This is a genomic window from Pseudomonas sp. 21LCFQ02 (genome assembly GCF_024129895.2).
In the GTDB taxonomy this organism is placed as follows: Bacteria; Pseudomonadota; Gammaproteobacteria; order Pseudomonadales; family Pseudomonadaceae; genus Aquipseudomonas.
Map to the genome: position 1 here is coordinate 4,234,081 of NZ_CM178749.1, position 26,742 is coordinate 4,260,822.

Consider the following 26,742-nt stretch of genomic DNA (forward strand, 5'->3'; position numbering starts at 1 on the left):
GGCTGGCTCCATCACACGACTACTGATCATTTATAGACCCGGCAACGCGACCCTGCGCGCGTGGACCGCGTAGAATGCCTGCGGTTTGCAGATGGGTGAGGCGAGAGCGTTGGATTTACAGCGGGGTTTCATACTCAGTCGGCACTGGCGCGACACGTCGGCGGGCGTTGAAGTCGAGTTGTGGCTGGCGACCGAGCACGGGCCGCAGCACATTCGCCTGCCTGCCCTGCCGGCAGTGGCCTTCATGCCGGCTGTCCAGCGTGAACGCGCAGAGGCCTTGCTGCGCGGCGAGCAGGGTGTGCAACTGCGCGAGCTGGAGCTGCGCGACTTTCGTCATCGGCCGGTGTTGGGTATTTACTGCAATCAGTATTGGCAGTTGCTGAACATCGAAAGGACCCTGCGCAAGGGTAACCTGGACGTCTATGAAGCTGACATCCGGCCGCCGGACCGGTACCTGATGGAGCGTTTCATCACCGCGCCAGTGCTGTTCGGCGGCACACCGCAGGCCGACGCAACGCTGATTGAGGCGCATATCCGCCCGGACCCGGACTACCGGCCAGCACTAAGGCTGGCCTCGCTGGACATCGAAACCACCGAGCACGGCGAGCTTTACTGCATCGGCCTGGAAGGCTGCGGCCAGCGTCAGGTGTACATGCTCGGGCCGGCCAATGGCGATGCCAGCGGCGTGGATTTCAACTTGCAGTACTGCGCCAGCCGCGCCGAGCTGCTGCAGGCCCTGAACCACTGGATGGCGAAGCACGACCCGGACGCGATCATCGGCTGGAATCTGGTGCAGTTTGACCTGCGGGTGCTGCAAGAGCACTCCAAACGCCTGGGCATCCCGCTGTTGTTGGGCCGTGGCGGTCAGGCGCTGGGCTGGCGTGAGCACGGCAGCCGTCAGCACTTTTTTGCTGAAGCCGCCGGCCGGCTGATCATCGATGGCATCGAAGCGCTGCGCTCGGCGACCTGGAGTTTTCCGTCGTTCAGCCTGGAATCCGTCGCCCAGACCTTGCTCGGTGAGGGCAAGGCCATCGACACGCCGTACCAGCGCATGGACGAGATCAACCGCCTGTTTGCCGAGGACAAGCCGGCGCTGGCGCGCTATAACCTCAAGGACTGTGAACTGGTCACGCGGATCTTCGCCAAGACCCAATTGCTCACCTTCCTGCTGGAGCGCGCCACGGTAACGGGCCTGTCGGCCGATCGCAGCGGCGGTTCGGTCGCAGCGTTCTATCACCTGTACATCCCGCTGATGCACCGCACCGGCTTTGTCGCGCCGAATCTGGGCGAGCGCATGCCCGAGGCCAGCCCCGGCGGTTTTGTGATGGACTCGCAGCCGGGCCTGTATGAGTCGGTGCTGGTGCTCGATTACAAGAGCCTGTACCCCTCGATCATCCGGACCTTTCTGATCGACCCGGTCGGGCTGATCGAAGGGCTGCGTGAGCCGGGCGATGAACACTCGGTCGCAGGCTTTCGTGGCGCGCGCTTTTCCCGCACCCGGCACAGCCTGCCGAGTATTGTCGAGAGGGTCTGGCAAGGCCGCGAACAGGCCAAGCGTGACGGCAACGCGCCGTTGTCCCAGGCCCTGAAAATCATCATGAACGCGTTTTACGGTGTGCTGGGCTCCAGTGGCTGCCGGTTCTTCGACACCCGCCTGGCTTCATCAATCACCCTGCGCGGCCATGAAATCATGCAGAAGACCCGTGAGTTGATCGAGGCGCGTGGCTATCAGGTGATCTACGGCGATACCGATTCAACCTTTGTCTGGCTTGGCAAACCGCACGCTGAACCTGACGCTGCAGCCATCGGGCGGGGCCTGGTCGAGGAGGTCAACCAATGGTGGCAGAGTCATTTGCAAGCGCAGTACGGGCTGTCCAGTGCTCTGGAGTTGCAATACGAGATCCACTATTCGCGCTTTCTGATGCCGACCATTCGCGGTGCGCAAGAGGGGAGCAAGAAGCGCTACGCCGGGTTGGTCACGCGCAGCGATGGCCGCGAAGAAATGGTCTACAAGGGGCTGGAGTCGGTACGCACCGACTGGTCGCCGCTGGCCCGGGAATTTCAGCAGCAACTGTATCTGCTGATTTTCCAGCGCCAGCCTTATCAGGCGTTTGTCCGTGAATATGTGCGCCGGACCCTGGCCGGTGAACAGGATGAGTTGCTGGTATATCGCAAGCGTCTGCGCCGCCGACTCGACGACTACGAGCGCAATGTCCCGCCGCATGTGCGTGCTGCGCGTCTGGCCGACAACTGCAACCAGCGTCTGGGGCGACCGTTGCAATACCAGCGTGGCGGCTGGATCAGTTACGTGATCTCCACCAACGGCCCTGAACCCCTTGAAGCCCGCCAGGCGCCCATCGATTACGATCACTACGTCACCCGCCAGCTACAACCGATTGCCGACGCGATCCTGCCGTTCGTGAATGATGAGTTCGCCACGCTGATTGGCGGGCAACTGGACCTGTTCTAGCGGCAAAACTGTTCAATTAGGTGCTAAAAGTCTCTGCGGGAGCAGCCGGCCGGCGCTCTGGTTGCTCGTGAAGAGGTCGGTGAAGTCACAGCATCTGCTGCGAGTTTGTCGCCGTCTTCGCGAGCAAGCTCGCTCACCGGGGACATAAAGCACTTAACTGAACAGTATTGGTTCTGGCGACAACCCTGTAGGAGCGACTTTAGTCGCGAAAATCGCGAAAGTCGCGCAAGCCAGGAGGCTCTGCCAGGCGCATAACCAACTGCGGCAATAGCTCTTCACAAGGATCATCGAATTTCGCCGTCAACAGCTCATCGGCGCGGGTAATGCCTTGATTGATGGCCAGGATCGGCTTGCCTTGCTCAGCCATGGCCTTGCACAGCCGAAAGGCCGACCAGGCCATCAGCGAGGAGCCCACCACCAGCACGCCTGCCGCTTCAGTGGCCAGCGCCGTGGCGTCTGCGGCGGTCTGGCGGGCGACATTCTCGCCAAAGAACACCACATCCGGCTTCAGCCGCACGCCTTCACAATGCGCGCAGGAGGGGACCTGAAAACCGCCGATGCGGGCGTCATCAAGCAGCGTGTCGCCGTCCGGTGCCTGCATGGCCTCGACCTGCTGCATGTGCGGGTTATCGGCTTGCATCTGCGTCTGGATAACCGCCCGATCGTACTGCGCCTGGCAATCAAGGCAGCGTACCCGGTGCAGGCTGCCGTGCAATTCAATGGCTGCACTGCCAGCGCGCTGGTGCAGGCCATCGACGTTCTGGGTAATCAGGCCGCTGATTCGTCCTGCGCTTTGCAGCTCGGCCAAGGCCAGGTGCGCGGCGTTGGGTTGTGCCTGGAGGATTCTCGGCCAACCGAGCATGGCCCTGGCCCAGTAACGCTGACGCGCCGCCGGGTCGACAATGAACGTCTGATACATCATCGGCTGGCTGCCACGGCGCACACCTTGGCGGTCCCGATAATCCGGAATACCGGAAGCGGTGCTGATGCCGGCGCCGGTAATCACCAGCAGCGGGCGTTGCAGATACTCATAAAGCCTATCGAGGGACATACCGAACTCCAGACAACGTCATCTACCCAGTCTAATGATTATTGTGCTTTACCTCGGTTCAATCGCTATGCCACCCTCGCCAGCTTTAGTTTGGAAAGGATGCCCAGCGTGCGCCGCCACCCATTTCAGCAACTCGACGTATTCACTGACCAACCCCTGCAAGGCAACCCGCTGGCGGTAGTGCTGGAGGCCGATGATTTGGATGAGCAGCGCATGGCCGCGCTGGCCAACTGGACCAACCTCAGCGAAACCGCATTCCTGATGCAACCCACTGATCCGCGGGCGGACTATCGGGTGCGGATCTTCACCACCCTCAAGGAATTGCCGTTTGCCGGGCACCCGACGCTGGGCGCCTGCCATGCCTGGCTGCAGAGCGGCGGGGTGGCCAAAGGCAAGGAAATCATTCAACAGTGCGGTATCGGCCTGGTGCGCATTCGCCGTGACGGCGAGCTTCTGGCCTTTACGGCGCCGCCACTGTTGCGCGCCGGGCCGCTGGAGCCGGCACTGCTGGAGCACCTGATTGCCGCGCTGGGGCTTACGGATGATCAAGTGCTGGATGCTCGCTGGGTCGACAACGGCGCGGGCTGGGTTGCACTGCGACTGGCCAGCCGCGAGCAGGTGCTGGCGGTTACTCCGGACTTTTCCCGGATCCTCGGCATGGCCGTGGGTGTTTTTGCCGCATGGCAGGCCGAAAGCGCTGAAGGCCCGGCCAGCTTTGAAGTCCGCGCCTTTGTCGGCGGCGACGGCATGCCGGAAGATCCGGTCACCGGCAGCCTGAATGCAGGCATTGCCCGCTGGTTGCTGGAGGAAGGGCTGGCACCTGATCGTTACCTGGTCAGCCAGGGCACAGCCCTGGGTCGCAATGGCCGGGTGCATGTGCAACGTATCGGTGAAGATATCTGGGTCGGCGGTGCCTGTGTGACCTGTATCGAGGGCCAGATCAGCCTTTAATTTGCCGGCCGGATTCTTTTGCCGGGCAGGGCGGCAACGCTGCTGGCCTGGCCGTCGCGTTGCTTGCCGGTGCGGGCCTGGCTAATCAGCTCCGGAATCAGCGGGCCTTCGGGCAGGTTCTTCCAGAACCGCGCGGGCAGATGGCCCTGCATGACCTTGGGGTTGAGCCGCGCCGGGTTGAAGATGTTCTGGTAATAGGTCAGCCACAGCGCACCTTCAGGGTCTTGCGGCTGGCGTGCCAGCGCTCGCCAGGCATCCGGGCACTGACGATGGTGGATCAGGCGACTGGCGTCGTAGAACACCGCATCCTTGGGCGTTGCAATCAGCCAGCGGTGGCGGCCCATGCGGCCGATAAAATGCGTGCTGGCACTGGCCAGGATATCGTGGGCCGGCTCATGCCAGGCGATGTAGTCCGGCACGTTGTCGTCTGGCCATGAGGTGCCTGACGGCACGGCGACGAACCGCAGGAAGGCATGCAGGTGATGGGCTTCGCGACTGACCTGCTTGAGCCGGCGCTGCAGTTCGCTGCCCAGTTGATCGCCGGCCAGCATGGCGCTGCGATCGCCATGGCTGACCCGCCATAACACTTCATACAACAGGCTCCAGCGCTGCTCGCCGCAATATTGCGAGGCGGCGCGCAGTTGCTCCAGCAGCGCCAGCGGCACCCGTGCCTGGAACGGGCCAAGGCCATCTGGCAACGCTTCGTCGCTGCCGAACAGGTCCGCTTCTCGCTCGCCTTGCCAACTGACCCGGCTCGGATCAATGCCGTGGCTGAGCAGCCAGCGGGCCTGTTGCCGCCAGACCTCGAACAGGTCGTCGCACTCCAGGCAAATCACGCCCAGAGCCCCAACTGTTGCGGTTGCGGACGGTCACGCAACTGCTGGTGCAGGCGCTCGCTGGGCGTTTCGGCCTGGGACGGCCGGTAATCGCTGGTGATGATGAACGGCCGGGCCTTGGCCAGCACACAGCGCATCCGCGCCAGGTCTTCATAGCGGATACGGCGCAACCGGCGCAGTTCGACCAGCCGCTGAGCGGTGCGCAGGCCAATGCCCGGGATGCGCGCGATCAGGCTGGGCTCGGCGCGGTTCAGGTCCAGTGGAAACACCTCCCGGTTATTCAAGGCCCAGGCCAGCTTGGGGTCGATGTCCAGCGCCAGATCCCCCGGCCCGTTGAGCAGCTCATTGGCCTTGAAGCCATAACCGCGCAACAGAAAGTCGGCCTGATACAGCCGATGTTCACGCAGCAGAGGCGGGGCGGCCAACGGTACGCTGCTCGGGCTGTTGGGAATCGGGCTGAACGCCGAGTAGTAAACCCGCCGCAGTTTGTAATGGCTGTACATGGACTGGGCGCTGCGCAGGATGGTGCTGTCGTCGGTGCTGTCGGCGCCGACGATCATCTGAGTGCTTTGCCCGGCAGGGGCGAAGCGAGGCGCCCGTGGCTCGCCCTGAACGTTCTGCTCGGCGCTGTGGATGGTGTGCATGGCCCGGCGAATCGAGCTGACGTTTTTCTCCGGGGCGAGGATTTGCAGGCTGCTGTCGGTCGGCAGCTCGATATTGACGCTGAGGCGATCGGCATATTGACCGGCCAGCGCAATCAATGCCGGGTCGGCGTCCGGGATGGTCTTGAGGTGAATGTAGCCGCGGAACTCGTGTTTCTCGCGCAGCAGACGGGCGACCTCTACCAGTTGCTCCATGGTGTAATCCGAAGAGCGGATGATCCCTGAGCTGAGAAACAGCCCGCTGACACAATTACGCCGGTAGAAGTCCAGAGTCAGGCGCACCACTTCTTCGGGGCTGAAGCGCGCGCGCGGTACATCGCTGGAGCGGCGATTGACGCAATACTGGCAGTCGTACAGGCAGAAGTTGGTGAGCAATACCTTGAGCAGCGAAACGCAGCGGCCGTCGGGGGTATAGCTGTGGCAGATGCCCATGCCATTGGTCGAACCCAGTCCGGCCTTGCCGGCCGAACTGCGTTTGGGCGCGCCGCTGCTGGCGCAGGAGGCATCGTATTTGGCGGCGTCGGCCAGAATGCTCAGCTTTTCAATCAACTGCATGAAAAAACCCGATACTGTTTTTACATACAGTATCGGGCTTCGCCCTGAGGCTCAAGTGCCGCTGGTAAGACCGGTGCAGGATCAGTGCTGCTGGTAGGCCGTCGCGTAACGCCGGTTGATGCTCACGCAATCGGCATAGACCTTGAGCGATTTACGGTATTCATTGCCGGAACTGGCCGACGACGCGGATTCTTCTGTCTGTCCTTCCCAGAACGGGCTGAAGTCGCTCTCGGCGCTGCCTTCGGTCTTGATGGTCTCGATGAACTCATCGAGGGTGAACCACTGCGGCTGGCCATTGCTGTAGCTCATGATCCGGCTGTCCGGGTGCATGGCGCGGCGCAACAGCGCCTCATCGGCGAAGACCATGCCTGCAACATAGTTACCGACGGCCTGTTCGATGTAATCGTCTTCTGGCGGAGTCATCATGTTTTTAGTCCTTTAAGGTGCAGAGCATTGCTGAAATGGGTAAGAAATTGATGTCGCACGCGACCAGCCAAGCTTAGTCGGCCTGTCTCGATTGACAGGGTTGTGCGACAAATGGCCCCAATCGGGAAAAATTCCGATTGGCGGAAGGGTTCGAGTTAAATAGAATTATTCTCATTTCTTGAGTCGAACCCAAAGAGTGCTCCGCGCATGACCGATGCCGCTCAACCCATGCAGGCTGGCCTGGACAGTTTTTATCGCGAACACAGCAGTTGGCTGGAGTCCTGGCTGCGTCGGCGGCTGGGCAATGGCTGGGATGCCGCCGACCTGAGCCAGGAGACCTTTCTGCGGGTGTTGGCCAGCCCTGGCGGCGAACCGTTGGCGGCCTTGCGCGAGCCGCGTGCGTACCTGGTGACAGTCGGCAAGCGCCTGCTGCTCAACCATCAGCGGCGCCGGCAACTGGAGCAAGCCTATCTTGACGCACTGAGCCAGTTGCCTGAAGCCGTGACGCCGTCGGCAGAGCAGCGCTGGATCGTCCTGCAAACCCTGCAAGCGCTGGATGATCTGCTCGATGGGCTGGCACCGGCGGTGCGCCGGGCGTTCCTTTGGGCGCAGCTTGAGGGGTTGAGCTACGCGCAGATTGCCGAGCGGCTGCAGGTCTCGCAGCGCACCGTCAAACGCTATATGGCGCAAGCCTATGAGCACTGCCTGGTGGCTGATCTGTGAGCGGCGACAGTCAGGATCAGGCGCGCCAGCTGGCGCATGCAGCAGCCTATTGGCTGGCGTTGATCGAATCGGGCAGCGCCAGCGCCGAGGATCACGCACGCTTGCGTCACTGGCGCGAACAGTCGCATCACCATGAGCAGATGTGGCAGAAGGCCCAGGGGCTGCGCCAGCGCTTTGCCGAGGTGCCTGCCCAGCTTGCGCTGGCCAGCCTCGACCGGCCCGGCCCTGACCTGCAACGACGCGCCGTGCTCAAGCGGGCGCTGGTGATGGCGGCATTGTTGCCGACGGGCTGGCTGCTGAGCCGGCAACTGCCGCTGGCCAACTGGAGTGCCGACTTGCGGACCGCCACCGGTGAGCGGCGTATGGTCAGCTTGCCCGATGGCAGTCAATTGCAGCTCAACACCGCCACAGCGGTGGATCTGGAATGGCAGGCCGGCCAGCACCAGTTGCGACTGATCGACGGTGAACTGGCACTGAACATGGCCGCTGATGCGCAGCAGGTGAGCATTCAAACCCGTCTTGGGCAGATCAGTGCCAGTGCCGCCGAGCTGTGTGTTCGTCAGGATGCCCGGCGCTGCCGGGTGTCGGTCAGCCGCGGCAGTGTCGAGTTGCGCTTGGCCAGCGGTGCTATCGAGCGCCTGCAGGCCGGGCAGCGCGCTTCGTTGAATATCGACGGCATCACGCCGATAGAACGCTTCGACGCCCGTCAGCCGGATTGGCGCATGGGCGTGCTGAGTGTCGAAAATCGCCCGTTGGGCAGCTTCCTGACCGAGCTTGGCCGTTACCGGCCGGGCATCTTGCGTTGGGAGCCTGGCCTGGAGCAGTTGGCCGTGACTGGCTCCTTCCGGTTGGACGACACCGAACAGATCCTCGACCTGCTGGCCGCCAGCCTGCCGCTTCAGGTACAGCGCCGGACGCGCTACTGGGTCACCCTGGTCGCGCGCCCGAAAGTCGTCTGAGCCGCTCAGCGCCGCACGATCACCACTTCAAGATATTCCGCCGGGACGATCAGCGATTCGCTACCGGCCCGGTTCATGCGTTGCAGCAGGTCGCTCAAGTCCTGTTGCAAGCGCTGCGCGTCGTTCGCGGACAAACTGGCAAAGGCCATGTGCAGTGGCCCGTACCAAGCGCGGAAGGTGTCGATAAAGTGCTGCGCAGAGCGATAACGCATATTGAACAGTCGCGGTGTCACCCGCACCTCGCTGGCGGTGGCGGCAAACAAGTCGTCCAGGCAACTTCTGTTACCCCACTGCAACGGTGAGCGTATGCCTTCAGGTGGCGGTACATGCCTGGCAAGAGCCTTGAACATCTGTCCGACAAAACCGTCCGGCGTCCAGCAGGCCAGGCCAATGCGCCCGCCGGGCCGGCAGACCCTGGCCAGTTCAGCTGCAGCGCGAGGCTGGTCAGGGGTGAACATCACACCAAAGGTCGACAGCACCGCGTCGAAGCTGGCATCGGCAAACGGCAGGGCTTCGGCATCGGCTTCCAGAAAACTGATGTCGAAGCGCTCGGCCCTTGCCCGTTCGCGCCCGCGCTCAAGCAGCGCGCCGACAAAGTCGGTGGAGGTTACCACGCAGCCGCGCCGGGCGGCGGCAAGGCTGGCGTTGCCGTTACCGGCGGCAACGTCCAGCACGGTTTCGTCGTAGCGCAAGTCGCAGGCTTCGGCAAGCAGTTCAGCCGTGAGCAGCAGTCCGGTGCCGATCACGGCGTAGTCGCCGCTGCTCCAGACCTGGTTATGGCGCTTTTTGAGTTGTTGCAGATCCACGGGGGCTTTCATCAGGGGTCACCTGTCGGCGGGATGCAGGTAGAGGGCGGGAAACCCCGATGAGCGAAGAAAGGTAACGGCTTGCAGACCCGGCTTTGTCTCTGGGCTGGTAAGCGTATGCCAGCCGGTGGAGTCTCTCGATGCAGGAGTGATCAGCATAGTCAGTGCGCTGACTATGCTGGGCAAGAGTCGCCATATGGCTGGATGAATGGTCCTGGAGGGTGTAGCAAAACTGCCTGCGCTCGCCGACTTTCTCTAAAAGCCTAAACGAGCCGCGCGGTGGTGTAGATCAGCCGCAGCGCCGCCAGGCTGATGGATTCAGCCTCATTGCACAGCGCGTCGAGCGAACAGGCACCGTCAGGCTCGGTATGCTGGGTTCTGGCTTCCAGCATACGGGTCATCTGGTACAGGTTGCGGCTCATGCCATGCAGGCTTTCATGCAGGGCGGCGATGACCTGCTCCAGATTTTCGCTCGGCTGCGCAGACGATGCGTCATTGGCGGGAGGTGGGCGAGATTGCCCGGTGACCACATAGCTGACATCAACGCCAACTTCCGATACCCGTGAGAGGTAATCGGCCCTGGGGTATCTCATGCCGTTTTCATAATTGCCCTGGGCGTTGGTTTCAACGCCACCAATGGCCCCCAGCGCGCTCTGGGAAAGTTTCAGGCGTACACGTTCACGCTTCAGGCGTGGACCAATCCCGGTCATCCGTTTGTCCTCGATCAATCTTTCGCGCAGGCGTAAACCCGGCGAAGGCATAGTGATTTGAAGAGCGAACAGACCTGCTGCCCGGACGGGCAGCAACTGAAGGTCATCCGAAAAGTTCGCGGACCATATGATTTGGTGCGCGCACGATACCCGGAAATACCCCGGTGGAGTAGTGGCCATTAGTACTTTTTTGTACGAAGTGAAACGTTTTGATGTTAAGCATTGTTAAAAAAATAACAGGTATAAACCGGGTTGAATTTTGTTCCGGTTTATCCAGAAAGTGCGTTTGTAGAGTGCCTTATGCGGCAGGCAAGCAGCGGCTCATTCAGGCCGCAGCAAAGCCCGTCAGTACGCACTGACGGGCATGGCCGCTGTCAAGGGCAGCCGGCACTACGCTGCTGCGACCAGTTACGGCCTGTCTGGGCAATCTGCTCGGCCAGGCGGCTCACGGCGCGTTGATGGGCCAGCACCAGGTTTTCCATGCTGGCTGCGGCATTTTCGCGGATCACGCTGCTGCAGGTCAGGTTCTCGCGCTTGCTGCCGCTCGGGCCGCTACGCAAGCTCAGATTCCATACCACGTCGATCAGCGCAAACTGGCCGGGCACCGATTCAAAGCGGCGTACGTCAGCGCGCAGTGACAGCAGCGGCTCATCGCTGTTTTTGGGCAGCCCCGCCACATCGCGGCGATTCCACAGCCGTTCGAGCTGGGCGGTCAGAGCGTCATGAAACTCATCGCCCAGCGGCGCGCCCCAGCGCTCAGTGTCGAGTATCGCCAGGCTGCCATCGCCTTGGCGCACGACCAGCGGCGGCTGGTCGACCTGCACCGGCAGCAGCACCGGGAGCATTTCAAACTGGAACGGCGCCGGTGCGCTGCGTTGCGGCGGTGCGGAGTCGATGGGCGCGACCAGGGTGTAGTAGCGCAGGGTCGGTGACGAGCAGGCGGCCAGACCGAAAACGGCGGCCAGAACAGCAAACTTGCGGCGCAGGGTCATTCTTGTGGCTCCACATTCTTGTTACGCGACGACGAGCTTTTGAACGAGGCCGGTGCAGCATCGCTGCTGCGGCCCCGAATCAGCGATTCGGGCTGGCGACCGAGGAAGTCGGTCAGCACCCGCACCGAGCGGGCGGCGCGTTGTACTTCATCCAGTGCCTGACCAAGCTGCTGGCGGCCAGGAGAGTCTTCGCCCAAGGTGTCGTTGGCGCTGGCCAGGGTTTTCTCGGCCTGTTGCAGGGTGCCACGCATTTGCGGCAATACGCTGCCGTTGACGGTTTTCAGGGTTTTTTGCAGCTCGCTCAGGCTGCCATTGAGGTTGGTCGCCAGCTCGTCGATCGGCAGGCGGCTGAGTTTGTCGACAAAGGCCTGCAACTGCTCCTGTAGCTTGTCGAAGCTGCCGGCCACGGTCGGGATCTCCAGCGGCCGGGCACGTTGATCGAAAGCCACTTTCGGTGCCTTGGGGTCGAATTCCATGGCAATGTACAACTGGCCGGTGAGCAGGTTGCCGGTGCGTACCTGGGCGCGCAGGCCATTGCTGACGAAGGCGCCGAGAATCCGCGCCGATTGCTCGTCTTCATCGCCATTGCCCGCCAGCTTCTGGAGTTTTTCCTCGGCGGCGCCGAGGCGCTTGGGATAGATCACCGCACCCACTACGCCGGGGAAGGTCTTGGTGTCGCCGTCGTAGTCGAGGTCGACCGACACCACTTTGCCGATATTGACGCCCAGAAAGTCCACCGGCGCATTGACCGCCAGGCCGCGCAGCGACTGTTTGAAGCGCATGCGGATATAGCGCGGCTCGCCATCTGGTGGGGCCAGGGCGGTGGCCTGATCGTCGAAGATGCGGAACTCGGCATACTCGTCAGCAGGTTTGGCATCCGGGCTCCAGTTCGGCTCACGGAAGGCGATACCGCCGGAGACGATCGACGCCAGCGACTGGGTATCGATTTTCAGGCCCGCTGCGCCCACGGTGACGTCCACGCCGCTGGCGTTCCAGAAGCGCGTGTCGGTGGTGATGTACTTGTCGTTGGGCGAATTGATGAAAATCTGCACGTCGACGCCTTTGCCGTTGTCAGACAGGTTATAGCCCACCACCTGGCCGACCTGGATGCGCCGGTAATAGATCGGCGAGCCGATATCCAGCGATCCAAGGTCATCGGTACGCAGCACGAAGCGCTTGCCCTTTTCACCGAAGGTCACCGGCGGCGGGGTTTCCAGGCCGGTGAAATGATCTTTGGTCTGCTCGGCATTGCCTGCATCGGCGTTGATGAACGCGCCGGAGAGCAGGGTGTCGACCCCGGACACGCCGTGTGCACCGATGCGCGGGCGCACCACCCAGTATTGGCTGTCGACCCGGGTGAAGGGCGTGGCGCTATTGTTCAGCTCGATGGTGGCCAGGATGTGGGTACGATCCTCGCTCAGGTCGATGGCAGTGACCGTACCGATCACCACGTTCTTGTATTTGACCTGGGTCTTGTTGGCTTCCAGGCCTTCTGCGGTCTGGAAACTGACCTTGATCTTCGGGCCGATGTTCATCCAGTCGTGGGCGGCCATGGACAGGCCGATCAGGCCGGCCACGATCGGCACCAGCCAGACCAGCGAGATCCTCGCCCGGCGCGGTTTGATCTCCGGGCGGGTAGGGACTGCCGCGGACGTAGGGGGGGTGTTATCGGACATCTTCAACCTCTGCATCCCAGATGAGCCGGGGATCAAAACTCATGGCGGCGAACATTGTCATCACCACGACCAAACCAAAGAACAGGATGCCGATGCGCGGCTCGATGCTGCTGAGTTCGCGAAACTGCACCAGTGACGCCACCAGGGCCACGACCAACACGTCGAGCATCGACCAATAGCCGATCAGCTCGATGAAACGATACAGCCGGGTACGCTCGACCATCGCCCACTGACTGCGCCGCTGGCAGGTCACCAGCAACATGCCCAGCACCGCGAACTTCAGGCACGGCACCAGAACGCTGGCGATAAAGATCAGCAGCGCGATGTCCCACGAGCCGTGGTGCACAAAATCGATGACGCCGGCCATGATCGTACTTTCGCTGCTATTGCCGAGCATGTTGGTGTACATCACCGGCAAGACATTGGCTGGAATATAGAAAATCAGCCCGGCGATCAGAAACGCCCAGGTGCGCGTGAGGCTGTTGGGTTTACGGCGATGCACCGGTGAATCACAGCGTGGGCAACAGTGCAGCTCTTGTGCGCAGGCGTAGCCACAGATGTGGCACAGGTTGAGTTGATGCTCATGGGCATAAGGGATGTGGCTCATGAAGGCTTCACCTCAAGGATGTCCCATAGCCGGCGAATGTTGCGATTGGCGATCAGCAGGATCAGCACCATTAACATGCCCATCGCCCACAGGCCTATCCCTGGATGTACATCAAGCATGCCCGACAGTTTGATGATTGCCACCAGGATGCCAAGCATGCAGACCTCAAGCATGCTCCACGGCCGCAGATGCTCAAGGGCGCGCATGCATGCCTTGAAGCCGGGCGCAACAATGCCGCGCTGGGCATGCAGCAAGACCCAGAGCAGCAGCGCGATCTGCAGCAGCGGGGCAAAGATGATCGACAGACCGGCGACCAGCGCAATCAGGGTGATACGTCCCTGAGCCAGGGCTTCGACTGACTGCCAGAGCGTGACTTCGTTGCTCAGGCCTTTCATGCTGATGCTGATCACCGGAAAGATATTGGCCAGCAGAAACAGCATGGCGGCCGTCACGGTCAGGGCCAGCCATTGCTCCAGTGACATGCGTTGACCGCAGCCAAGCAGCGCGCGACAACGCAAGCAGTAAGCGGACTCGCCTGCGCGCAAGGGATGAATTTCATACAGCGAGTCGCAGTGCTCGCAAATAATCAGGGCCGGCTGTGGCTGGCTGGACGTTTCAGTGCTCATCGATGCCGTGGCTGCTGGTTCTGGAAAAGGCTACAACGCAAGGTGCAGGAAGATACCTGTTTGCTGCCGCTGAGGCTTGTATTTATGCACATTGATTGAGGCGAAAGTGGCTCAAGGATGGACCACAGGGGCAGATTGACGTTCCCATGTCACAGAGCCATTATTTCACGGATTTACCCTGTAAATGTGGCCGGTTGCGCTGAGTCCTCTCATCGGCGGGACGCTGGCCTCGCGGGGCTGATATTTCGTGAAATATCTGATTACATGATCAAAAAACAGCACAGGTGGCCCGGTCGCTGCTGCAAACGCCCGGCTGCTGGCGCTATGACGGCATCCAGCAGTGGCCGGTTGATCGAGCACTTGGCTGCGTCACCTTAGCGCAACCGGTCGCTGAAGCGGTGCACAGTGATAGACTCCTGCCTCGATCAGTCAGGAGCAGTTCGACGTGCGCAAGATGGTAATGATAATGGCGGCACTGGCGTTGACCGCATGTGATGCCGGCAAGTCCCCGACGCCAGCCCATGAGTCTGCTGCCAGTGCCCAAGTGCAGGCGCCGCAGGTCAGTCAGCCTAAGTGGTACATCCAGATGAACACCCGTGAGGCGATCAGCGACACCAGCGCGTGGCTGCTGGAGCGTCATTATGCGCCGGTGATCGTCAATCTCGATGGCAAGCAGCAGATCCTGCTGGGGCCTTACGAGTCGCAGGAGCAAGGCCAGGAACAGCTGACCGGGCTGGAAGCCAAAGTGGCCAAATCGCACCGCTTTGCCAAGCCTGCACTGGTCAATCGCGCCCTTTAAGGCGCTGCTATGTGGCTGGAACCGGCACTCTGTCGAGCCGGTTCCAGCGACAATGATTTTTAGCGACGGCCCAGCAAAAGGCCGACAACCAGCCCGAACCCTGCCGATATCGCAACGGTCTGCCATGGGTGGCCGCCGATGTAGGTCTCGGTCGCCTCGACGGCCGGGCGCGCACGCTCACGCACGCTGGTCACCGCTTCCAACGCCTGATTGAGCTTCAGGCTCAATTGCGCTTTCAGCGTCTCGGCGTCTTCTCCGACCAGCGCGGCGCTGTCTTTGAGCAGCTTTTCCGATTCTTCGATCAGCGACTGCAATTCGCTGAAAGCCTGATCCTTGATCTGGTCAGCAGGGTTTTGCGCGGCGGTTTTGCGGGCCATGGTGGTTTCCTTTCAGTGGATGGCATTTGAACCATTGAGTACCGGGCGGCGGCAAAAGTTGCAAGTTGTTCAATCGGCTGTTCGGCGTCATGGTCCTGGCCGTGTAAGATTGCCCCCGGTTTTTGTAAGAGGTAACCGCCATGAGTTTCAATCTCGCCAACCTTTCCCAGGCCGAACGTGCCGAGATCGAAGACGAAAAATCGCGTCTGTTCGAGCTATGGCAGAGCAATCTGGGCAAGGCCAAGGGTGATGCCGCGCGTCTGATCGGCGAAAAATCCAAACGCAAGGGCAAGTGGGCCGAATGGGTACGTGGCGAACTGGATGCCATGAGCCCGCCGGAGTACGCCAACATGGTGCGCAGTGAGGTCAATCGTTTGATGGCCGCTGCCCGATAGCAATGATGCCGATCAGTCAAGGGATTTTGGGGCTTGGCCAGGTTCTTGTGGGAGCGACCTTGGTCGCGAAAGGGCCAGTAAAACCGGTAAATGTTCTGTGAATGTAATGCCGTCTTCACGAGCAAGCTCGTTCCCACAGAGGTCGCATCGACCTTAACTGATCGGCATTACCAAATGGCAAGGGTTTCAACTCCATCAGTTGCCGGTGGCCGGCAGGCTCAAGGTGCCGCTGCTTCTGAAGCGTTGGGTACCGAACGGGCCGCCACCGAACTTGCCGTGCAAGGTGTACGGCAACCCGTCTAATGGCCGACCGCGTGCCTGCGCCTCGCTGAGCCCCAGGGTCTGGCGCAGTACAGAGAACGCCGTGATGCTCACCGGCACCGTGATCAGTGCCTGCGAATAGCTGGCCACCCGGCCATGCTGGTCACTGACCCCGGAAGCCAGCAAGCGGTCGTTGACCTCCAGGCGCAGGGCCACGCCGTTGTAGTGGATCTCGCTGTCGTTGGGGTTCTGAACCCGCAACTTCACGGCCATGCGCACTTCCAGGCCCTCGCCGGGTAGTGGCTCGATGCCTGCCACTTCGATCACCAGTGGATCACGATCCGGTAACCACGCGCAGGCGCCCAGTGCGCAGAACAGTGAGACAAGCAGCAGGCGACGTGTATGGCGCAACATGGCGGGCTCCAGAAAGGCAACACAGAATCTGACCATCGAGGCCGGCAGATATTCGCCGCACCGGTCGCCTGGGTTTTTCCACTAAGCTCAAGACTGTATGGCGGGTGCCACCATCGCGTTGGGCACCTGGCCGAGCAATCTTGTGTTCAGGAGGAGAGTTCCATGACCGTTCAGAGTCATCAGGACCCGGTGGTTATCGTCAGCGCAGCGCGCACGCCGATGGGCGGCTTTCAGGGTGAATTGCGCAGCCTGAGCGCCCCGCAATTGGGGAGTGCAGCCATCGCTGCGGCCGTCGCCCGGGCCGGTATCGAGCCGCAGGCGGTCGAGGAGGTGCTGTTTGGTTGCGTGCTGCCGGCCGGGCTGGGTCAGGCACCGGCCCGGCAGGCTGCACTGGGCGCCGGGCTGAGCATGGCGACGCGCTGCACGACCGTGAACAAGATGTGCGGCTCTGGCATGCAGACGGTGATCCAGGCGCATGAGCTGCTGCTGGCCGGCAGCGCCACGGTCGTGCTGGCCGGTGGCATGGAAAGCATGTCCAACGCGCCTTACCTGCTGGACCGGGCGCGTGAGGGGTATCGCATGGGCCATGGTCGGGTGTTGGATCACATGTTTTACGACGGCCTGGAGGATGCCTTCGAGCCCGGTCGGCTGATGGGCACCTACGCCGAGGAGTGCGCGCAATCGCACGGCTTCACTCGCGAAGACCAGGACGCATTTGCCCTGGCATCGCTGAGTCGCGCTCAACATGCCATGGCCAATGGCTGGTTCGAAGAAGAAATCGTCCCGCTTGAGGTCAGCGTCGGGAAAGAGCGCAAGCGTATCAGCCAGGATGAGCAGCCACCCAAGGCCCGGCCGGACCGGATCGGCTCGCTCAAACCGGCATTTGTCGATGGCGGAACGGTAACGGCGGCCAATTCCAGTTCCATTTCCGACGGTGCCGCTGCGCTGCTGTTGATGCGCCGCTCCGAGGCCGAGCGCCGTGGCCTGAGCGCGCTGGCCGTGATCCATGGTCACGCTGCCTATGCCGATAACCCAGGCCTGTTCACCACCGCGCCGATTGGCGCGATTGAGGCGCTGTGGTCGAAAACCGGCTGGTCAGCCGATCAGGTTGATCTGTTCGAAATCAACGAGGCTTTTGCGGTGGTGACGCTGGTGGCGATGAGCAAACTGGGGCTGGATCATGCACGGGTCAATGTCCACGGCGGCGCCTGTGCGCTGGGGCATCCGGTGGGCGCCTCGGGGGCGAGGATTCTGGTGACCTTGCTGGCGGCGCTGCGGCGTCACGGCAAGCGCCGTGGGGTGGCGGCGATCTGCATCGGTGGCGGTGAGGCTACGGCCATGGCTGTTGAGTTAATAAGATGAGGATAATCAAGAGATTATGATTGGATATGAATGTTGATTGTTCAATTTGGTGTTAACCGCCCGTTTTAAATAAAAAGGATAAAAAACAATGGCTTATAGCGAAATCCTTACCGAGGTCAGAGACAGGGTTGCGCTCATCACACTCAACCGTCCGCAGGCATTGAATGCCCTTAATGCCCAATTGATCGATGAGTTGAACCACGCGCTGGATCAGTTCGAGGCCGATTCGCAGATCGGCTGCATTGTGCTCACCGGCTCACAGAAAGCGTTTGCCGCCGGTGCAGACATCAAGGAAATGGCCGAGCTGACTTACCCGCAGATCTACCTGGACGATCTGTTCAGCGAAAGCGACCGGGTCGCCGGGCGGCGCAAGCCAATTATCGCTGCAGTGGCTGGTTTTGCCCTTGGCGGTGGTTGTGAGCTGGCATTGATGTGCGACTTTATTCTGGCCGCCGACAACGCCCGTTTTGGTCAGCCGGAAATCAATCTGGGGGTGTTGCCCGGGATGGGCGGCACACAACGCCTGAGCCGGGCGGTAGGCAAGGCCAAGGCCATGGAAATGTGCCTTACCGGGCGTCTGATGGATGCCCATGAAGCCGAACGCGCCGGGCTGGTGTCGCGGGTGGTCGCCACAGAACGGCTGCTCGATGAGGCCCTTGAGGCCGCCGCGGCCATCGCTGCCAAATCGCTGCCGGTGGCGATGATGGTCAAGGAAAGCGTCAATCGTGCATTCGAGGTCAGCCTGGCCGAAGGCATCCGCTTTGAGCGACGGGTGTTTCATGCGGTGTTCGCCAGCCAGGACCAGAAAGAAGGCATGGCGGCATTTGTAGCCAAGCGCCCGCCGCAGTTCAGGGGGCGTTAATCTGTTTGCGGCGCGGCGGCGGCATCGAGCAACGCCTGATGCAGGGCATCATTGCTGCTCTGGCGCAGATAGTGATGCAGCGTGACACAGTGGCCGGGGTGCAGCAGGCACAGCGTCTGCGCACCCCGGGCATATTCCATGGCCAACCGGCGCCGCTGCTCGGCAGTCATGCCCAGATAGCCCTGATCGTCCGTGCGGCCCTCGAATAACACATGCTCCGGGTCAAGCAGAGACAGATTTTCCAGCCCCGGCTTGTCCATGTGGACGATATACCAGACGCAATCGCGCAGCGGCGTGCCTTGCACGACCAGGCGTAGATCCTGCAGTGGCTGTTGTTGCCTGCGTCGGGTCAATTGCAGCCTGGCTGCGCTGACCTCGATGCCCTGGTGCCCGAGCCGAATGCTGGCCAGCGCGCCGCTCAGGCTCAGCGCTTGGGTGGCGCAGATCTGCAAGTATTGACCGCGTTGGACCGCCAGTTGTTCTGTGCCCGGCTCAATCGGGCAGCCATCAAGGCTCAAGCGCAGCGGCCCTGCAGCGATGCTGCCAGGCAACAGGGCGCAGATCGTCGGCCGGTCCGGGTCGCCGTCCAGATAGGCCACCAGAACCCGGCTGCCGGGCAGCAGCGGTTGATCGGCGGGCAAGCGACCGGGGATTAGCTGCGCCTGTACCGGAGCGCTGCCGGTTGTCTGCCAGTCGAGCCGGATCTTCAGGCTGGCCTGGCGATTGGCTGTGCTGTCGATCAGCGTTGCCGCATGCAGCCCGTTGATTCGGGGTTTTGGATGGCGCAAGGCCGGGCGAAACGGCTGGGTCCAGGGTATGACCGCAAAGTTGTTGCCGTATCCGGGATCGCTGTGCTCGCCCAGATCCAACAGCGGGGCGTTGAGCGCCCAGTCATGAGTATCGGCAGCGGCAAGGTTGCGCACGATCGTGGCAATCTCGTGGGGGTCTTGCCCTTCGAATACGCCCATCTGCCTGCCGTAGTGATGCACGCGGGTCACCAGCCAGTGGTCGTTGTAACGCTGCTCGGGGTGTCTGGCAATGCGTATGACCTGCCCGCAGCGCAGCGCCGCATCGCGGCTCTGCCCGCTGAGCTGACGAGCACCGCAGCGCAGTCGTTCCAGGTCACGGCTGCGCTGCTGTAATTGCCAGGCTTGCGGGTGGGACGGCGTGGCACCGTGGGTTGCCTGGCGCAGCGTCGGGGTGACGGGTTGTAAACCGCGAAATTCACAGAGCTGATCAAGCAGGCCGCTCCGGTCGCAGGGCAGGTGGGCCAGCAACGGCTCCAGGCGCTCGGTAAAACTCGCCGGGTCATCCGAGAACACCAGTTGCTGACCGTCGAAGTGAAAGTGAATACCTTCTTCTTCACACACCCGCTGCAGCAGATGCAGGTCGCTCTCTTGATACTGAATGCATTGATTGCGGACCGGATACACGCCGTGCAGGTGTTCGAGGCGCAGCTCTGTTGGGTCGTACCCGTTTTCACTCAGTAGACGTTCGATGAGCTGCAGGCTGCTCTGGCCGCTGAACAATCGTTGCCTTGGGGGGCTGGTCATGCGTTGCAGGCGCGGCGCCAGACTGATGCGGTAATGGCTCAGGCAGGTGCCGGCGTACAGCTGGCAGGCGTCAATGATTTCACCGTCGACAGCAGGATGCCCGGCGCGGGCGATGAAACTCGCCGCTCGGCCGTGCAGCCTGGCAAGCTCCAGGCCTGGATCGCGGCTGATCAGATCGATCGTATACCGCCACGGCTCGTTCAAGGCTTCCTGGCCGCTAAAGGCGGCAACCCTGAAGTCCATCGGCAGGCCTGGGATTTTCAGGCTGATCGGGCAGGCAGAATCATTGAGCATGCACAGATGCTCCCTCCTCAGGGGGTTAAGGCTGCGAAGGGTACGAAAAGCCGGAGCGCAAAGGCATAGTTGCCGGTTATTTCAGAAATGGCCTACAGCCCTGTAGGGCTCTGGGGTAATTGTCGGACAGCCGTTATGAAATTGTTGGAGGGGTTCCATCTATACGTCGGGCGTATAGAATGCTCGCCCTGTGTTCGGAGTATTCCGGGCGATACCTTTTTCAGCGTTCTGTCATCTTGTCGTGGCGGGACGCCAGTGAAGCGAGAGAGAGCAGCAGACATGGGCGCACAGTGGAAAGTCAAACATAAAGAAGCGGCCGCCAATGCCAGGGGCAAGATCTTCGGCAAGCTGTCCAAGGAAATCATGGTTGCCGCCCGCGGCGGTGCTGACCCTGACATGAACTCGCGCCTGCGCCTGGTGGTCGAGCAGGCCAAAAAGGCCTCGATGCCGCGTGACACGCTGGAGCGCGCGATCAAAAAGGGCGCCGGCCTGCTGGGTGAAACCGTCAGCTTCGAGCGGGTCACCTATGAAGGCTTCGCGCCGCACCGGGTGCCGGTGATCGTCGAATGCCTGACCGACAACGTCAACCGCACCGTCGCGGAAATCCGCGTGCTGTTTCGCAAGGGCCAGTTGGGCGCTTCGGGCTCGGTGTCCTGGGACTTCGCTTATCAGGGCATGATCGAAGCGGTCGCCAATTCGGCGGATATCGACCCTGAAGAGGCTGCCATCGAAGCCGGCGCCCAGGATTGCGAGCCAGGCGAGGAGGGCGTGACCCTGTTCCTCACCGAGCCGACTGACCTGGACCTGGTGTGCAAGGCATTGCCCGAGCAGGGTTTTACCGTGCAGTCGGCGAAACTGGGTTATCGCCCCAAGAACACCGTCGACGGCCTGACTGATGAGCAGATGGCTGAAGTCGAGGCGTTCCTGGAAGCGCTCGACAACAACGATGACGTACAAGACATGTACGTCGGGCTGGCGGGCTGATTCAGCCAGTGAGGGCTTGCAGGCAGTCATGGACTTCCTGCATCCCTGGCCTCAGCGCCACAGCCGGCTGTACGCAACGTGCAGCCAGTCGTGCCAGCGCCGGGCAGGAGTCACTGTCCGGACAGTGACTCAGCAGCTCTTCGAGCAAAATTCCGAATGCCCGTACTTCGATGCGCTCCAGCGCAGCGCTGACGCTGGCATGCGGATGAAAGGCGGCGGCGCCAAAGTCGCCCAGCAGGCACTGGCCGTCTGCTTGCCAGAGGATGTTATGCCCATACAGGTCGCCATGAGTGATGCCGATCGCGTGCAGATGGGCCACCACTGACGCGATACCGGTTGCCAGGCGCAGCACCACCGGCACGCTCAGTACGGTGTCTGGCGGGTAGATATCCCGGCTGCAGGAGGCCAGGCTCGGCGGGCCGGCCAGGTTGCGCAGTGCAGGATCAATCAGGCCCATGACCAGGCCACGACGCTGATCGGGGTGGCCGTCGACCTCGCCGATGACCTCAATCAATTGTGGATGCGCCCCGGCGGCCATGCACGCGAGCATTTCATCCTGTGGCGAGCCATCGCTGGTCAGCTCGCCCTTGTACAGTTTGATCGCCACCGCTCGGCTGCCTTCAGCGCTGCGCCATAGCCCTTGCTGGATGACCCCCGAAGCCCCTTCGCCAAGCCGTTGCTGCAGCTGCAGTTGCGCCCAGGGGATGCGATCGATTGTCGGCTGCTCAGGGCTGCGACTGAACGGGTTGCCGGAGTGTGCCAGCCAGGCCAGGGCCGGCATTTGCATCAGCCAGTCAGGCAGCGCCGGCAGTTGGTTGGCGGACAGGCGCAGCAATTCCAGCTGCTGACAGTTCGCAAGGCTTGCTGGCAGGCTTTGCAGGCGGTTACCGGCGAGCATCAGTTTCTGCAGCATCGGGCACCGGCCAAGCTGCTCCGGCAAGGTCTCCAGGCGGTTATCGGTAAGGATCAGCCAGCGCAGCCGCGGCGGCAGCGACTCGGCGGGCACGTGTTCGATGCGGTTGGCCTTGAAGCCGATCATGCTCAGCCGTTCGCAGCGCCCGAGTACGGCTGGCAGCTCGGTGAACAGGTTGTCAGAAACAAACAGCACTTCGAGTTTTGTCAGGCGGTGCAAATCATCCGGCAGGCTGCTCAAGGCGTTGCCGCTCAGGTTGAGGACTTCCAGCGAGTCGGCCAGGTCAAAGATTTCCTGCGGGAAGTGCTCCAGGCCGCAGCCCAGATCAAGGCGACGGATGCCGGCCAGTTTGCCGGCGCGCAGGTCTGCAAGAGAATGCATGGGTCGGGATTATCCAGGTTACCGGTGTGGTAGGGGAGATTCAGCGTAACGCCTGAACCATTTGCGCCAGAGCACCGAGCACGTCACGGCCCAGCGCCTTTGAGCGTTGCCCGGACCAGCCGGTGTGCGGGTTCGGGGCGTTGTCGTGATCCTTGAAGGGCATCTCCAGGGTCAGTGCCAGGCATTGGTAGCGTTCACCGACACTGTTACAGGCCAGGCTCATATTGGCCTGCCCAGGCGCGCTGCGGGGGTAGCCGTGCAGGCTCCGGAAGTCCGGAGTGATACCCTCCAGGGTGCTGCGAAACTGCGCCTCAAGCGCGGCCTGCCTGGGGCTGTAACCCGGATTGCCTTCGCAGGCGGCGGTGAAGACATAAGGGATGTCTTCGTCGCCATGGGCATCGATAAAGGCATCCACGCCATACTGTTCCATTTGTTGCTGGATGAAGAACACCTCCGGCGTGTCCTGGGCATTGCTGTCTTGCCAGGCGCGGTTAAGGTCTTTGCCGCGCGCATTGGTGCGTAGATGGCCATGAAAGGCGCCGTCCGGGTTCATGTTCGGCACCAGATACAGGTCGGCGGCGGCGAGCAAGGTCTGCAACGCGGCGTCGGCAGGCTCCTGTAAACGCTCGATGATGCCTTCGATAAACCACTCGGCCATATGCTCGCCCGGATGCTGTTGGGCGATGATCCAGATCTTGCGCTTGCCGGGCGCGCCGTCGCCTTTGCGCAGCAAGGCAATATCGCGGCCTTCGACGCTGTGTCCGGTGGCCAGCAACTGGCAGCCGGCATTGCTTAGCGCCTGTTCGATCAGGCGCGTATGGCGCTCACGGCTATAGGGTTCGAAATAGGCAAACCAGGCCTGGCGGTGACTGGCTTCGAAACGGAAACTCAGCGCCTGGCCGTCGAAGCTGGAGGGCACGCGAAACCAGCTCTGGTGGTCAGTGGATGCCACCGCGTTGTAGCCGTGCCAGGCATGCCCGTAGCTTGCGCCGGCAGCATTGCCGAGCCTGAAGTGGTAGTGCTGGCCGGGAATCAGGCCATCGACCTTGAAGTGGAACCACTGGTAATGCGGGCTGTTGCTGTCGGGGCGGATCGCCAGTTCGATGCGCTGGCTGTCGCTGGCATCGATGACCTCAATATTGCCGCTGTCAAAATCGGCGCTGATGTTCAGACTCACGGTGTCTCCCTGTATGCGCAAGTGCCGGGGTGTGGCAATTACTTTACAGGGATCTTGACGGGCTTTTCAGTCGTCGATCGGTCATTAGTGATCAGCTGAAGGCTTCGGCAGTCACCATCAGGCTGCCAATGAACGCCGTCAGCAGGTACCAGCCCAGGTAGCCGCGGCGTTTGCGTCGGTGCCAGCCAGAGGCGCCCAGAAGTGCAGCCGCCGGTTGCAATTGCCGCCAGAGCCGCTCGCTGGCCTGGAACGCCGCCAGATTGGCCGGATCGGCGTCGATCCAGTGACGAAACTCGATACGCTGGCTGGCAGTCGCCGCTGGGCTTTGCAAGTGGATATACCAGGCGTCGGCCTGATCGTGGGTCGCCAATGGCGCGTGGGTGTCCGCCAGGTCACGGTGCGCGTGATGCATGACCCGCAACATGGCGCGTTCGACCTTGTCGGTGGCAATCCCCATGAAGCTGGCGATCTCGGTGTGCGAGAGCTGTTCCAGGCGGCTAAGCAGAAATACCTGGCGGATATGCCGCGGCAGTTTGCCCAGGCGTCGGGTCAGTTCGAGCGTTTGCGTAGTGGCCTCAGCGTCGGTCCGGATGGGCATATGCAGTAAAGATGAGAGTTGGCTACTCATGTTCTACGCTCGCTGATCTTGCGTGGAGGGCGGGGACGTCCTTGGTTCAGGGATGTCACCCGTGACATGCGTACAGATTAGTGAGGTCGAGAATCATTCTCAAGTGAAAAGTGTCAACAATTGCCAATTTTCATAGAGGTATGAGTTAAAAACTATGACGCAGTTCAATATCGCTTTGCTATGATGCCGCCCATGAGCAACAGCAAAGACTTCATTAGCCTGAAGCAGCGAGAAAAAACCAAAAAAAAAGACCCGGCAAAAAGCCGGGTCAAAAACCGTGATTAGCCTGATGAGGAGATAATCCTGGAGTCGACCTAAGACTCCTGGGTTATCCGCCGGTCTCGCGACCAGCTGATGAAATAATAATCATTATCATTTTTAGGTCAACGCTTTTTTGCCCCTCATTGAAATTTACAATCCATTGCCCCGCACTGATGGATTTTCTCTAGGGTATACGACTCTTCTTGCTGCCCGCTTGGTCGCACTTCATTTCAGATCAGAATTGGGGTGGGAACGACCGGGCGGAGATCCGTTCTGGTCGTGAAGGGGCGGGTATGAGCCCGGAATCTGCTGTGCATGTGCCATTGTCTTCACGAGCGAGCTCGTTCCCACTTTGTTTCAAGTCAGAATCGGGGCGGGGGCGGCCGGGCGGCGATCCGTGCTGGTCGTGAAAGGGGCGGTAAGGGCTGTGCATGGGCAGTGGCTGTACCGCACACAGCACGAAGGGGAGCCTGGGCTCCCCTTCAAGGTTTCTTGGTATGCTCTTTTTATTGTTCGGGTGGCCTGTTGTTGTTTTTGGTGACCGTACCCGTTACCGCTTTGGCGATCCCCATACGGGATCAAGAGCAAACGTATTTTTTTGAGCGCTGATCAGCTTTCATCAAACGATCCAACCAGTCGGGCAGCTGCCTTGGGCAGTCTTGTTGTTCTTTGACGGGTTGCGAGGACAAAGCCCCGGAAAACTATCGACTCCAAAAAAATCTGTTGGCTGCGCCTCTGTGCGTGTTGTTCTTGTTATGTCAGAGCCGTACATCTTGTTTTTATTGGTTTGTCGCGTTTTTTTGTTCTTGTTGTACTGGAATATATAGCAGAAGCCGTGCCAACTTTTTAAAAGCCCCGTAATCCGGGGATTTCATCCGTGCATCGTCCTGCTGTAGGCCGAGTCACTCAATTGAAATGTTTCCGTGCTACCCGAATCCTGATGCATTCATCAACAAGGGTAACACTGTGTGACAAGGTGTCGCACGTGCTGCCCGACGCGCGTGCTGCTGTCAAGCGCAAACCCTGTTACCCAGCGCTTCAGGTGGGCTATTCCAGCCACATCGCCAGGCAAAGCTCGATCAGCTGTTCGCGCATCCAGCGGTTGGCCGGGTCATGGTCGGTGCTTTCATGCCAGTAAAGGTGGGTTTCCAGTAAGGCGGGTTGTTCGACCGGCAGATTGACCCAATGCAGAGCGTGCTGACGAGCGAAGTGTTCCGGCACAGTCATGATCAGGTCGGTCTGTTGCAGGGCGTGCCAGGCCATCAGGTAATTGCGCGAGCGCAGGCCAATACGTCGTTGCCGGCCAAGTCTGGCCAGTGCCAGATCGACGCTATGAGGTTTGTCACGCGGGTGGGCCACCAGAATCTGCGGCTGCGCCAGGTACTGCTCAAGCTCCAGAGTGCCGTGCTGCGCCAGCGGATGTTGCTTGCGCATCGCGCACACGTAGCGGTCTTCCAGGAGTTTGAGGTGGTGGATCTGCGCATCGCCCGGCGCGGGCGCGTCGATTGCCAGATCAAGGTGTCCTGCCGCTAGGGCCTGGGGAATTTCGTGGTGGCGGCTGCCAAAACTTTCGATGCACAGGTCCGGCGCCAGTTGCTGCAGGCGTTGCAGCAGCCTGGGCAGCAATAAAACCTCACTGAGGTCGTTCATGCTGATGCGCAAGGTTCTGTTGCTCAGCAACGGATCGAAACCCCGGCTTTGTTGCACCGACACCTGTAGCAGTGACAGCGCATTACGGATCGGGCCGACAATCCGCCGGGCCATCGGGGTGGGGATCATGCCGTGCGCGGTGCGCAGGAACAATGGGTCATTGAGGGTTTCGCGCAGCCGCGCCAGCGCATTGGAAACGGCCGGCTGAGTGATACCGATATTTTGCCCGGCGCGGGTCAGGCTGGACTCGGTGTAAATGGCATCGAACACCACGAACAGATTCAGATCGACTTTATGCAGCGTCATCGTGCAGGCGCCTCTTGTCGTGGCCCACGGCCATGTTCAAATTGATCATAGCCGTGCCTGCAGCAACTGCACGCC

Annotated in this window: 26 protein-coding genes; 9 read left to right on the forward strand and 17 right to left on the reverse strand. The window is 61.2% G+C overall.

All coding sequences use genetic code 11. The features are described 5' to 3' along the window. Nucleotides 1-109 precede the first annotated feature (109 nt). Nucleotides 110-2,470, forward strand: a complete 2,361-nt coding sequence (locus tag NJC40_RS19385) for a DNA polymerase II (protein ID WP_253140911.1) — start codon at nt 110-112, stop codon at nt 2,468-2,470. Between the two features lie 199 nt (nt 2,471-2,669). Here the strand turns inward: NJC40_RS19385 and NJC40_RS19390 are convergent, their stop codons facing one another. Further along, on the reverse strand, nt 2,670-3,521 hold the full coding sequence (locus NJC40_RS19390) for an NAD-dependent protein deacetylase (protein WP_253140910.1): 852 nt from the start codon (nt 3,519-3,521) through the stop codon (nt 2,670-2,672). 108 nt (nt 3,522-3,629) lie between these two features. Between NJC40_RS19390 and NJC40_RS19395 the strand changes: the two genes are divergently transcribed. After that, nucleotides 3,630-4,472, forward strand: coding sequence for a PhzF family phenazine biosynthesis protein (locus NJC40_RS19395; protein ID WP_253140909.1), 843 nt, complete (start codon nt 3,630-3,632; stop codon nt 4,470-4,472). On the opposite strand, the gene NJC40_RS19400 is transcribed toward NJC40_RS19395, so the two are convergent. The 3 genes from NJC40_RS19400 to NJC40_RS19410 form a co-directional block, all read right to left on the reverse strand. Continuing rightward, entirely contained in the window at nt 4,469-5,308 is an 840-nt protein-coding gene (locus NJC40_RS19400) for a TIGR03915 family putative DNA repair protein (protein ID WP_253140908.1), read from the reverse strand. The genes NJC40_RS19395 and NJC40_RS19400 overlap by 4 nt on opposite strands. Then, complete coding sequence (locus NJC40_RS19405; RefSeq protein ID WP_045490870.1) at nt 5,305-6,525, reverse strand: putative DNA modification/repair radical SAM protein; 1,221 nt, start codon at nt 6,523-6,525, stop codon at nt 5,305-5,307. The genes NJC40_RS19400 and NJC40_RS19405 overlap by 4 nt, the downstream gene beginning before the upstream one ends. Before the next feature lie 81 nt (nt 6,526-6,606). After that, a complete protein-coding gene (locus NJC40_RS19410) occupies nt 6,607-6,951 on the reverse strand; it encodes a nuclear transport factor 2 family protein (protein ID WP_253140907.1) in 345 nt (114 codons plus the stop codon). Nucleotides 6,952-7,158: 207 nt separating this feature from the next. Between NJC40_RS19410 and NJC40_RS19415 the strand changes: the two genes are divergently transcribed. Next, entirely contained in the window at nt 7,159-7,674 is a 516-nt protein-coding gene (locus NJC40_RS19415) for a sigma-70 family RNA polymerase sigma factor (RefSeq protein WP_045490873.1), read from the forward strand. Beyond that, the gene (locus NJC40_RS19420; protein ID WP_253140906.1) at nt 7,671-8,633 is read left to right on the forward strand and encodes a FecR domain-containing protein; all 963 of its coding nucleotides are present in this window, start codon (nt 7,671-7,673) and stop codon (nt 8,631-8,633) included. The genes NJC40_RS19415 and NJC40_RS19420 overlap by 4 nt, the downstream gene beginning before the upstream one ends. 5 nt (nt 8,634-8,638) lie before the next feature. Here the strand turns inward: NJC40_RS19420 and NJC40_RS19425 are convergent, their stop codons facing one another. From NJC40_RS19425 to NJC40_RS19450, 6 genes are all read right to left on the reverse strand, one after another. Then, nucleotides 8,639-9,451, reverse strand: coding sequence for a class I SAM-dependent methyltransferase (locus NJC40_RS19425; RefSeq protein WP_253140905.1), 813 nt, complete (start codon nt 9,449-9,451; stop codon nt 8,639-8,641). Nucleotides 9,452-9,702: 251 nt separating this feature from the next. Further along, a complete protein-coding gene (locus NJC40_RS19430) occupies nt 9,703-10,149 on the reverse strand; it encodes a helix-turn-helix domain-containing protein (protein ID WP_253113016.1) in 447 nt (148 codons plus the stop codon). 374 nt (nt 10,150-10,523) lie between these two features. After that, nucleotides 10,524-11,141 (reverse strand): PqiC family protein, encoded by a 618-nt coding sequence (locus tag NJC40_RS19435; protein WP_253140904.1) that lies wholly within the window; start codon nt 11,139-11,141, stop codon nt 10,524-10,526. Then, a complete protein-coding gene (locus NJC40_RS19440) occupies nt 11,138-12,817 on the reverse strand; it encodes a PqiB family protein (RefSeq protein WP_045490880.1) in 1,680 nt (559 codons plus the stop codon). The genes NJC40_RS19435 and NJC40_RS19440 overlap by 4 nt, the downstream gene beginning before the upstream one ends. Continuing rightward, on the reverse strand, nt 12,807-13,424 hold the full coding sequence (locus NJC40_RS19445) for a paraquat-inducible protein A (RefSeq protein ID WP_045490882.1): 618 nt from the start codon (nt 13,422-13,424) through the stop codon (nt 12,807-12,809). Before NJC40_RS19445 ends, NJC40_RS19440 begins: the two co-directional genes overlap by 11 nt. After that, nucleotides 13,421-14,050: a paraquat-inducible protein A gene (locus NJC40_RS19450; RefSeq protein ID WP_253140903.1), complete on the reverse strand. Its 630-nt coding sequence runs from the start codon at nt 14,048-14,050 to the stop codon at nt 13,421-13,423. Before NJC40_RS19450 ends, NJC40_RS19445 begins: the two co-directional genes overlap by 4 nt. 445 nt (nt 14,051-14,495) lie before the next feature. On the opposite strand from NJC40_RS19450, the gene NJC40_RS19455 reads away from it, so the two are divergent. Further along, nucleotides 14,496-14,849 (forward strand): hypothetical protein, encoded by a 354-nt coding sequence (locus NJC40_RS19455; RefSeq protein WP_045490886.1) that lies wholly within the window; start codon nt 14,496-14,498, stop codon nt 14,847-14,849. A gap of 59 nt (nt 14,850-14,908) precedes the next feature. Here NJC40_RS19455 and NJC40_RS19460 read toward each other — a convergent pair whose 3' ends face one another. Further along, the gene (locus NJC40_RS19460) at nt 14,909-15,226 is read right to left on the reverse strand and encodes an ElaB/YgaM/YqjD family protein (RefSeq protein WP_045490887.1); all 318 of its coding nucleotides are present in this window, start codon (nt 15,224-15,226) and stop codon (nt 14,909-14,911) included. A gap of 140 nt (nt 15,227-15,366) precedes the next feature. Here NJC40_RS19460 and NJC40_RS19465 point away from each other — a divergent pair, with 140 nt between their 5' ends. Further along, nucleotides 15,367-15,621 (forward strand): hypothetical protein, encoded by a 255-nt coding sequence (locus tag NJC40_RS19465; protein WP_045490888.1) that lies wholly within the window; start codon nt 15,367-15,369, stop codon nt 15,619-15,621. 195 nt (nt 15,622-15,816) lie between these two features. Here the strand turns inward: NJC40_RS19465 and NJC40_RS19470 are convergent, their stop codons facing one another. Continuing rightward, the gene (locus NJC40_RS19470; RefSeq protein ID WP_253140902.1) at nt 15,817-16,296 is read right to left on the reverse strand and encodes an LEA/WHy family protein; all 480 of its coding nucleotides are present in this window, start codon (nt 16,294-16,296) and stop codon (nt 15,817-15,819) included. A 162-nt stretch (nt 16,297-16,458) separates the two neighbouring features. Here NJC40_RS19470 and NJC40_RS19475 point away from each other — a divergent pair, with 162 nt between their 5' ends. Beyond that, nucleotides 16,459-17,658: an acetyl-CoA C-acyltransferase gene (locus tag NJC40_RS19475; protein WP_253140901.1), complete on the forward strand. Its 1,200-nt coding sequence runs from the start codon at nt 16,459-16,461 to the stop codon at nt 17,656-17,658. Nucleotides 17,659-17,746: 88 nt separating this feature from the next. Next, entirely contained in the window at nt 17,747-18,520 is a 774-nt protein-coding gene (locus NJC40_RS19480; RefSeq protein WP_253112619.1) for an enoyl-CoA hydratase, read from the forward strand. Here the strand turns inward: NJC40_RS19480 and NJC40_RS19485 are convergent. Continuing rightward, complete coding sequence (locus tag NJC40_RS19485) at nt 18,517-20,367, reverse strand: type VI secretion system Vgr family protein (RefSeq protein ID WP_253140900.1); 1,851 nt, start codon at nt 20,365-20,367, stop codon at nt 18,517-18,519. The genes NJC40_RS19480 and NJC40_RS19485 overlap by 4 nt on opposite strands. Before the next feature lie 279 nt (nt 20,368-20,646). Here NJC40_RS19485 and NJC40_RS19490 point away from each other — a divergent pair, with 279 nt between their 5' ends. Beyond that, nucleotides 20,647-21,351 carry a YebC/PmpR family DNA-binding transcriptional regulator gene (locus NJC40_RS19490; RefSeq protein WP_045490893.1) on the forward strand — a complete coding sequence of 235 codons (705 nt, stop codon included), beginning with the start codon at nt 20,647-20,649 and terminating at the stop codon, nt 21,349-21,351. 1 nt (nt 21,352) lies between these two features. On the opposite strand, the gene NJC40_RS19495 is transcribed toward NJC40_RS19490, so the two are convergent. The 4 genes from NJC40_RS19495 to NJC40_RS19510 form a co-directional block, all read right to left on the reverse strand. Beyond that, on the reverse strand, nt 21,353-22,645 hold the full coding sequence (locus tag NJC40_RS19495) for a leucine-rich repeat-containing protein kinase family protein (protein ID WP_253140899.1): 1,293 nt from the start codon (nt 22,643-22,645) through the stop codon (nt 21,353-21,355). Between the two features lie 40 nt (nt 22,646-22,685). Next, entirely contained in the window at nt 22,686-23,822 is a 1,137-nt protein-coding gene (locus NJC40_RS19500; RefSeq protein ID WP_253140898.1) for a M14 family metallopeptidase, read from the reverse strand. Between the two features lie 91 nt (nt 23,823-23,913). Then, nucleotides 23,914-24,450, reverse strand: coding sequence for a DUF4880 domain-containing protein (locus NJC40_RS19505; RefSeq protein WP_045490896.1), 537 nt, complete (start codon nt 24,448-24,450; stop codon nt 23,914-23,916). Nucleotides 24,451-25,758: 1,308 nt separating this feature from the next. Continuing rightward, nucleotides 25,759-26,667, reverse strand: coding sequence for a LysR family transcriptional regulator (locus NJC40_RS19510; protein WP_253140897.1), 909 nt, complete (start codon nt 26,665-26,667; stop codon nt 25,759-25,761). Nucleotides 26,668-26,742: the final 75 nt, after the last annotated feature.